The 6,935-nt window shown below is 74.1% G+C and carries 7 protein-coding genes; 3 read left to right on the top strand and 4 right to left on the bottom strand.

Features of this window, described 5'->3' with window-relative positions; translation table 11 throughout:
- Positions 1-486 precede the first annotated feature (486 nt).
- Positions 487-1,314: a DUF4253 domain-containing protein gene (locus O4U47_RS30845; RefSeq protein ID WP_270681529.1), complete on the top strand. Its 828-nt coding sequence runs from the start codon at positions 487-489 to the stop codon at positions 1,312-1,314.
- Positions 1,315-1,392: 78 nt separating this feature from the next.
- On the opposite strand, the gene O4U47_RS30840 is transcribed toward O4U47_RS30845, so the two are convergent.
- The 4 genes from O4U47_RS30840 to O4U47_RS30825 all read right to left on the bottom strand — a co-directional run bounded on the left by O4U47_RS30840 (position 1,393) and on the right by O4U47_RS30825 (position 5,173).
- Complete coding sequence (locus O4U47_RS30840; RefSeq protein WP_333563677.1) at positions 1,393-2,700, bottom strand: MFS transporter; 1,308 nt, start codon at positions 2,698-2,700, stop codon at positions 1,393-1,395.
- A 150-nt stretch (positions 2,701-2,850) separates the two neighbouring features.
- A complete protein-coding gene (locus O4U47_RS30835) occupies positions 2,851-3,453 on the bottom strand; it encodes a TetR/AcrR family transcriptional regulator (protein WP_270681528.1) in 603 nt (200 codons plus the stop codon).
- A 77-nt stretch (positions 3,454-3,530) separates the two neighbouring features.
- Positions 3,531-3,698 (bottom strand): hypothetical protein, encoded by a 168-nt coding sequence (locus O4U47_RS30830; RefSeq protein WP_270681527.1) that lies wholly within the window; start codon positions 3,696-3,698, stop codon positions 3,531-3,533.
- Positions 3,695-5,173: a cellulase family glycosylhydrolase gene (locus O4U47_RS30825; protein ID WP_270681526.1), complete on the bottom strand. Its 1,479-nt coding sequence runs from the start codon at positions 5,171-5,173 to the stop codon at positions 3,695-3,697. The genes O4U47_RS30830 and O4U47_RS30825 overlap by 4 nt, the downstream gene beginning before the upstream one ends.
- A 170-nt stretch (positions 5,174-5,343) precedes the next feature.
- On the opposite strand from O4U47_RS30825, the gene O4U47_RS30820 reads away from it, so the two are divergent.
- Both O4U47_RS30820 and O4U47_RS30815 read left to right on the top strand, forming a co-directional pair.
- On the top strand, positions 5,344-5,886 hold the full coding sequence (locus O4U47_RS30820; protein WP_270681525.1) for a hypothetical protein: 543 nt from the start codon (positions 5,344-5,346) through the stop codon (positions 5,884-5,886).
- A gap of 9 nt (positions 5,887-5,895) precedes the next feature.
- Positions 5,896-6,615: an adenosylcobinamide amidohydrolase gene (locus O4U47_RS30815; RefSeq protein ID WP_270681524.1), complete on the top strand. Its 720-nt coding sequence runs from the start codon at positions 5,896-5,898 to the stop codon at positions 6,613-6,615.
- Positions 6,616-6,935 lie beyond the last annotated feature (320 nt).

Raw genomic sequence — 6,935 nt, 5'->3', positions numbered from 1 at the left:
CCGCTTTGTTGTGTCTTTACTTTATCAGGTGTTCCCCGGCCCGCCAAATCGGCGGGTTGTTCCGGTTCTTTCCTGATTCCGTCCTTTGTTCCGGTTTTCCCCGGAGCGAGAACGGCGTGAAGACCTCGGCAAGTATGCCATGGTTTCGCCGGTGCTCGGACCAGGGTGTTCCGGATTCCGGAAGGAGGTGGTCACGCCCACCGGTGCTCCGACCGGTGTTCGCCTCGACCGAGAAAGACCGCCGCCCGAACCTGAACCTCGCGGTCCCGCTCAGAGCGACCTGGACGACTATAGCCGCTCGGATCCCCTACGCCAAACCGGATCCGGACCCGCTCACTGTGCTCTGCGCCTCCCCGCCCCCGGCCTCCCCTCACCCTTCACCGGCCCGGTCCGGACACCCGGCCCGGAGCCGTCCCCGCCCCGCGCGCACCAACGGTTTCGTCAGATCCCGCCCTGCTTGTCCTCACGCTTCCCTAGGGTCGCGACATGCACCTTCCTATGCCGATCCCCGTACTGCGCACCGCGTGCGCGCAGCGCGGCTGCCCGCTCCCGCAGATGGATCGGGTCGCGGTGGACGTTGCAGGCTCCCCCGTCTACGCCGCCCGTGTCCCCGAGAAGGACGTCCTCGCCCTCTGGTCCTCTCTCCGAGCGCTCCACGACTCCAGTGGTTGGTGGCCGGTCCTGAGCGGCGCCCCCTCGGCCACCCTCACCCCCTGGGAGATGCTCGACGGTTCCGTCGACGCCTCCGCGCTGTCACTGGGGAACAAGCACAACCCGGTGTGCCTCCTCCAGGACCTCTATGTCCGCACGTTCCCCGACCGTTCTCCCGGCGATGAACCGGTGCCCAGCCTCGTGCACGACGCCGCCGATCTCGCCCAGCGCCTCACCCGTCTCCCCGAGGCCTCCGGTCCGCCCGGGGCCGACAGGGACGTCCTCTTCGAGCCGGAGCCGTCGACCCCCTGGGCGGTGGCCTCTCCCACGACCCTGCTCATGCTGGTGCGGGCGTGCGCCGGCCATGAGGTGCCCGCGCTGCTCCGGTGGGACGGGGCGGGCAACCGCGGCATCGAGGGCCATGAGCACATGGCCGTACTCCGGCATTTCCATGAGGAGTACGGCGCGGAGATGGTCGGTATGACCGGCGACGTGATCGAGCTGGTGGTCGACCGGGCGCCGACATCCCCCGGTGGGGCCGCCCTCGCCGCGATGGAGATGTACGCGTACTGCCCGGACATCGTTCTGCAGGGCATCGGCTCCGCCGACGCCCTCGCGGAGAGGGTCGCACCGTCCGGGGACTGGTTCCTCTGGTGGGACTGACGCCCGCCCTCCCGAGACGCTCCGGAAGGACGGGCCCCGCGGGGACGGGACGAGCGGAGCGGGGACCGGGAGGTCGTGTCAGCCCCTCCCGGCCTTCACCGCGCTCGGGAGCAGGGTCACCAGCCCGATGAGGGCCAGGGCGGCCCCGGTCCACAGCGGCGCGCGCAGACCGAACGCGTCGATCGCCACCCCGCCGCCCCAGGAGCCGACCACCACGCCCAGCGTGATGAACGACGAGTGGACCGTGTTCACCAGCGGCCGGGCGTTCCCCGCCCGCTGAACTCTGGTGATCATCGCCGGGTTCATGGTCACCCCGACGAGGCCGATCCCGACCATCGCGGTGACGGCGGGAACGGCGTGCTCGGCGGCCAGCGCGAACACGGTCAGGAAGAGGGTGTTCAGGGCGAGCCCGGTGCCGATCACGGTGAGGGTCCGGGAGGCGGCGAACCGCGCGACGACCGCGTTGCCCGCCACCGTGGCCGCCCCGTAGAGCAGGAGCAGCAGCGGCACGGTCCCCCGGGAGAACCCGGTGAGCTCGGTGAGGATGGGGGTGAAGTAGGAGAACGCGGCGAACGTCGCCCCGATGATCAGGGTCGAGGAGAGCATGGCGCCCAGGAGGCGCGGGTCGCGGAACACGGCGGCCTCCTGCTTCAGGTCCCCCGTCCCGTCCTGGTGCTCCAGGCGGGGGAGGGCGGCGGCGCTCGCCCCGGCCACGAGGAGGGTGAGCACGCCGATCGCGGCGAAGGCGGCCCGCCACCCCCATAGTCCACCGACGAACGTGGACAGCGGAAGCCCGAGCAGCGTGCCGACCATCAGCCCCTGCATCGCGATGCCCGTGGCCCGGCCGCGCAGCTCGGAGCGGGTGATCCGGGCGACCACGCTCAGCCCGACGCCGAAGAAGGCGCCCGACGCGGCGCCGGTGATGATCCGTGCGACGAGCATCGCGGTATAGCCGGGGGCGGCCGCGGCGAGCGCGTTCCCGGCGAAGAAGACGGCGAAGAGCACGAGCAGGGCCGCCGTCGGCCGGAGGCGGTGCAGGGCGGTGGTGGCGATGGGGCCGCCGAAGGCCATGGCCAGGGCGAACGCGGTGATGAGGTAGCCGATCCGCGGAACGCCGGTTCCTAGGCCCTCGGCCATCTGCGGCATGAGGCCGCCGACGGCGAACTCGCTGGTGACCATGGTGAAGATGCCGAGGGCGATGAGGTGGACGGTCGGCGGCACCTTGTCGGGGAGGCGGGGGCGGCGCCCGGCCCCTTCCGGTTCCGGGGGCTCCAAGGGCTCCGGGGGCTCTGTCGGCCCTGTCGCCGGGGCCGCCTCCCCGGTCATCGCTGCGGACGCGTCGGGCGCGGTCCGGGCCATGGTGGTCTCCTTCCAGTATTGGATCATGCAGTCCAAAACACGGGTGCACGTCCGGCCGGGTGCGGCCGTGCATTCCCGAGCGGGTGGGCCGGGGATCGGCGGAACGGCGGAGGGGGCGCCGACCGCGCCGCACCTCCGTCCGCGAGCCGTTCAGGCCGTTCAGGCCGTTCAGGCCGTTCAGGCCGTCAGCGCGTCCATCCCGGTGGCGGCGACGGCTTCGAGGGTCCGGGAACCGGCCCCCGCCTGCCCGGAGATGCGCATGCCGGAGATGACCGCGTTGAGGTACCAGGCCAGGTCGGCGGGGTCCCGCCCGGAGGTGACCGACCCGTCCAGCCGGCCGTCCATCAGGGCCAGGCGCAGTGCCGACAGCCGCTTCTCCACGTCGGCCTCGACGAGCCGTGCGATCTCCGGGTCCAGGTGCGCCATCGAGGTGATGGTGTTGACCGAGAAGCAGCCGGGGCCGCCCTCGCCCGGCCCTCCGCGGTTGGCCGCCTCGTCCTCGATGACCAGGGTGAACACACGGCGGATCCGCTCAGCGCCGGAGGCGTCGGGGGCGTCGAGCGCGGCCGCCTGGCGGTCCGAGCGGTCGGCGAGGTAGTGCGCGAGCGCCCGCCTGAACAGTTGCTCCTTTGAGGTGAAGGCGTTGAAGAGGCTGCTGCGCGTCAGGCCGGTGGCGGCGCACAGCTCGTCGGTGGACGCGGCCTCGTAGCCCTTGCGCCAGAAGACGCGGCTCGCCGCCTCGACGACGCGCTCCTCGTCGAACTTCCGGGGTCGTCCCATGACGGGAACGCTAACACTTTTTGGATCATGCAGTCCATAACTCGCCGTCCGGACCTCCTCGGCGCGAGGCGGACCGGTCACCGCGCCGACGCGGGATCCGGCCCCGCGGCCGTCGCGCGTTCGGCGATGTCGGCGGGCGCGGCGTCGATGACCTCGTCCGGCGCGGCCCGGGAGAACTCCAGGTCGGCGATGGCCTTGGTGATCCGCTCCCGCTCCCGGGGGGGCGTCGCAGGGGCGCCGCTCACCCTGGGCGGACGGCCAAGGTGTACTCCCTCCCGGCGTCGGGTGAGGCGATCCCGATGGACAGGACCCGCCGCTCGGCGTCCCACTCCTCGGTCGTGTCGACGGTGCTCCCCGCCCCGCCTTCCGCCGTGACCACCGCTTCGCCCCCGTCGGGGAACCCGTCCTCCGGCAGGTACACCTCGGTCGGGCCGGTGACGTCCTCATCCGCCGTGAACCGCACCGTCAGCTCCGGCCCCCCGGGGGCGTAGGCGATGCCGACCGGCCGCCCCGCCACGGCGCGCGGGTATGCGCGGTCCATCACCTCGGCGAGGGGGCCGGGCGTCAGCTCCTCGTCGGCCCACGGCCCCCACCCGTCGTGGTCGTTCGACCAGTAGGCCCGGCCGGTCGCCATGCCGTCGGTGACGTCGAGCATCCTGTCCACGTACGCGCCCGCGCCCTCCCCGGACATGTCCAGGCCGAACTCGCCGAGGACGACCGGCGCCCCCAGGCGCTCCGCGGTCACCCGGACGTTCTGCTCCCAGAGGGCGATGGCGGCGTCCACCTGGTCGCGCCCCGAGCCCGTGTAGGCCCGGCCGAGGTCCATGGGCAGCGGGTAGGCGTGCGGCGCGTACACGATGCGCGGTTCTCCCGGGCGCGGGTCGTCCAGGCGGGGCAGCGCCGACGGTGCTCCCCAGTTCACGCCCACGGCCTGGCCCTCGACGAAGATCCAGGTGTCGGTGTCCGCCCGGCGGATGCGTTCGGTGGAGCGGCGGTACAGCTCGGCCAGCGGCCCGCTCTCGAACGCCGCCCCCTGCAGGCTGCCGCCGAAGGGCTCGTTCATCAGGTCGTACCCGATGACGGCGGGGTCGTCGGCGAACCGCTCGGCGACCGCGCCCCAGGCGTCGGCGTAGCGCCCCATCAGCTCGGGGTGGTCGCCGGTGGTGTTCCAGAAGTGGTCGAAGGCGCGCATGGTGCCCGGCTCCAGGTACACCAGCTCCCACATGTCCTGCTCGGCGACGGGGAGGCCGTCGGTGTCGGTGGCCCAGTCCGGGGCCCCGTTGCCGGAGTGCCGTTCGGGGGAGACCGCCGCCCCGTACAGGTCCTGGTGCATGTCGAGGAGGACGTGGTAGCCGCGTTCGCCGTACCAGTCGACGCGTTCGGCCACGGCGTCCAGGTAGTCGGCGTCGTACGCGCCGGGCTCCGGTTCGACGGCGCTCCACTGGATGAGCAGTCGCACGAAGTTGGTGCCCATGGTGTCGTACTCGTGCTGCACGTCCTCTTCGGTGATCCAGGGGAGGGACTCGGGGTCGTCCTTGGCGGAGCCGGAGGTGTTGAAGCCGTGCAGGAAGAGGGCGCGCCCCTGGTCGTCGGTGATGTAGCGGACGGGGCCGGGCTCGGTCCGGGTGGCGGTCGCGACGACGGCGGTGGCGAGGACCAGTGCGGCGGCGACGGCGACGGCCCGCAGGGCGGGGCGCCGGGTTCGCGTCGTGGGCGTCACGCTCACCTCTCCGGGGGGGATGGCCCCCGCCGGGGCCGCCCCGGCGATGCGCGTCCGGGGCGGCCCCGACGGGATCCAGGGGGGGCACGGTCCCACCAGGGCTCCGGCGGAGGAGGGGAGTCCCCGCCGAACCCTGTCCCTGTGAGACCTGAGTCACTATCCTGCAAAACGTGAAAGAATTTCGCAATAGCCCGGCGGGCTTCCCCTCCCGGCGCGCGGGTACCGCCGCCGCGCTCGCCGCCCTCGCCCCCTCCCTGCTGTTCGGCTCTGCGGCCTTCCTCACCTGGTTCAACGCGCGGGCCGCCTGGCTCGTCGTCCCCTCCGCCCTGGGCGCGCCCTACGGCCCGCCGCCCCTGCGGGCGTTTCCGATCGGCGGCGGGCCCTGGCCCCTGTTCCTGGCCGACCTGCTGGCGGTGGCCGTGCTCGCGGCCGCCGCCGGGGCCCTGACCGCCCGCGCGGTCCGGCGCCGCCCCCGTGCCGGCCGGGTGCGCACGGCGCTGTCCGCGTGGGGCGCCTTCGCCCTCGGGACGGCGCTCGCCGGGGTGCCGCGCGGCGCGGCCCTCGCGGCCGTCATGGGGCTCGGTCCGCTGGGCTGGGCGGCCTACGCGGCGGGCGGCGCGGTGGCCGGAGTGGTGTGGGGCGCGGCTCTGGGCTGGGTGTGCGCGGCCGCCACGGCGGCGGCCCACCGCCCGGAGCCGTCCCCGGACCGCTAAAGTCGCGCCGTGGACAGGCTGGACAGGACGACAGCGGTACCCGGCGGTGCGCTCATCTCACCGCGCCTGCACACGCGCCAGGAGGACGGGCGCGAGCTGCGGGCGCTGGCCTGGGATGTGGGCCCCGGCTGGCGGATGCTCTCCTCCGCGGTGCTCGGCGGCGGGCTGGGCGAGCGGACCTTCGTGGTGAACGCCCAGGTCTCCGGCGACTACCGGCGCCTGGACCCGGCGGCGCACCTGCGGCGGATCGCGACCCGCTCGGGCCTGCGCGGCCGCGGGGTGGGGCTGATGACCGCCGCCGACGTGTCCCGGGCGCGGTTCGCCGCCGACGACGGGGCGGAGGCGCTGGCCACCGTCGGCATCGGGCGGCCCACCTGGGCGGCGGACTCGCCGGACCTGGACGAGCTGCGGCTGGACGTCCCCCTTGCGGGGCCGCGGCCGGGGACGATCAACATCGTGGTGGCGGTCCCGGCGCCGCTGTCCGACTCCGGGCTGGCGAACCTGCTGGCCACGGTGGTCGAGGCGAAGGTGCAGGCGGTGATGGGGGCCGGGTACGCGTGCACCGGGACCGCCTCGGACGCGATCTGCGTGGCGTGCCCGGCCGAGGTCCCCGGCCAGGCCCCGGACCCCTTCGGCGGCCCCCGCTCCCGCTGGGGCGGCCGCGCGGCACGCGCGGTCCACGACGCGGTCCGGGCGGGCGCCTTGGACGACGCGGCCCGGAGAGAGTAGGCGGGGCCGGGGGCCGACCCCCGACCGGGGAACAGGCCGACGGAACACGAGCTGCGGGCGGCAACGAGGAAGGTCGGCGGCCCTTGCGGCGGCGTTGTCGGCTGCGCGGCGTGTGCGTGGTCCGGGTGGTTGGCGGCGACGGCGGAAGCGGGGCGGTTCCCCGGGCCTGCTTGCCGGGCGCCGGGCCCCTCGCGGTCCAGGTAGGCGGCGGCTCGGGTGGTTCCCCGCTGACGGGTCCCGGCCGGGTGGCGGGTGGTCGGGGCGTGGGGGGGATGGCGGCGACGAGGGAGGTCGGCGGTCCTTGCGGTGGCGTTGTCGGC

This window comes from Nocardiopsis suaedae (assembly GCF_027706745.1).
Lineage (GTDB): Bacteria > Actinomycetota > Actinomycetes > Streptosporangiales > Streptosporangiaceae > Nocardiopsis_A > Nocardiopsis_A suaedae.
Note: the sequence above shows the minus strand (reverse complement) of the source record. Positions and strands in the feature narration are given on the sequence as shown.

Excerpts from the sequence above, each read along its gene's own strand:
- O4U47_RS30845 (WP_270681529.1), top strand. The coding sequence starts at position 487 with ATGCACCTTCCTATGCCGATCCCCGTACTGCGCACCGCGTGCGCGCAG.
- O4U47_RS30835 (WP_270681528.1), bottom strand. The coding sequence starts at position 3,453 with ATGGGACGACCCCGGAAGTTCGACGAGGAGCGCGTCGTCGAGGCGGCG.
- O4U47_RS30840 (WP_333563677.1), bottom strand. The coding sequence starts at position 2,700 with ATGATCCAATACTGGAAGGAGACCACCATGGCCCGGACCGCGCCCGAC.